This is a genomic window from Streptomyces sp. NPDC024632 (assembly GCF_055559175.1).
In genome coordinates, this window is record NZ_JBVHLD010000046.1 from 1 (window position 1) to 1,438 (window position 1,438).

Annotated in this window: 1 rRNA gene; it reads left to right on the forward strand. The window is 56.3% G+C overall.

Annotation, left to right across the window (positions count from 1 at the left end):
- Window positions 1-1,395, forward strand: a 23S ribosomal RNA gene (locus ACZ37P_RS38475); the annotation flags it as partial.
- Window positions 1,396-1,438: the final 43 nt, after the last annotated feature.

Consider the following 1,438-nt stretch of genomic DNA (forward strand, 5'->3'; position numbering starts at 1 on the left):
GGGTGAGACCTGATGCCGAGCCGATTGTGGTGAAGTGGATGATCCTATGCTGTCGAGAAAAGCCTCTAGCGAGTTTCATGGCGGCCCGTACCCTAAACCGACTCAGGTGGTCAGGTAGAGAATACCGAGGCGTTCGGGTGAACTATGGTTAAGGAACTCGGCAAAATGCCCCCGTAACTTCGGGAGAAGGGGGGCCATGTCTGGTGACGGGATGTACTCCTTGAGCTGGGTGTGGCCGCAGAGACCAGCGAGAAGCGACTGTTTACTAAAAACACAGGTCCGTGCGAAGCCGTAAGGCGATGTATACGGACTGACGCCTGCCCGGTGCTGGAACGTTAAGGGGACCGGTTAGTCACATTTCGGTGTGGCGAAGCTGAGAACTTAAGCGCCAGTAAACGGCGGTGGTAACTATAACCATCCTAAGGTAGCGAAATTCCTTGTCGGGTAAGTTCCGACCTGCACGAATGGCGTAACGACTTCTCGACTGTCTCAACCATAGGCCCGGTGAAATTGCACTACGAGTAAAGATGCTCGTTTCGCGCAGCAGGACGGAAAGACCCCGGGACCTTTACTATAGCTTGATATTGGTGTTCGGTTCGGCTTGTGTAGGATAGGTGGGAGACTGTGAGCCGGTAGCGCCAGCTATCGGGGAGTCGTCGTTGAAATACCACTCTGGTCGTGCTGGATGTCTAACCTCGGTCCGTGATCCGGATCAGGGACAGTGTCTGGTGGGTAGTTTAACTGGGGCGGTTGCCTCCTAAAGGGTAACGGAGGCGCCCAAAGGTTCCCTCAGCCTGGTTGGCAATCAGGTGTTGAGTGTAAGTGCACAAGGGAGCTTGACTGTGAGACTGACGGGTCGAGCAGGTACGAAAGTAGGGACTAGTGATCCGGCGGTGGCTTGTGGAAGCGCCGTCGCTCAACGGATAAAAGGTACCCCGGGGATAACAGGCTGATCTTCCCCAAGAGTCCATATCGACGGGATGGTTTGGCACCTCGATGTCGGCTCGTCGCATCCTGGGGCTGGAGTCGGTCCCAAGGGTTGGGCTGTTCGCCCATTAAAGCGGTACGCGAGCTGGGTTTAGAACGTCGTGAGACAGTTCGGTCCCTATCCGCTGTGCGCGTAGGAGTCTTGAGAAGGGCTGTCCCTAGTACGAGAGGACCGGGACGGACGAACCTCTGGTGTGCCAGTTGTCCTGCCAAGGGCATGGCTGGTTGGCTACGTTCGGGAGGGATAACCGCTGAAAGCATCTAAGCGGGAAGCCTGCTTCGAGATGAGGACTCCCACCCCCTTTGAGGGGTTAAGGCTCCCAGTAGACGACTGGGTTGATAGGCCAGATGTGGAAGCCCTGTGAGGGGTGGAGCTGACTGGTACTAATAGGCCGAGGGCTTGTCCATTGTTGCTCGCGTTCACTGTGTGGTTCTGAAACAACCAGCCCAC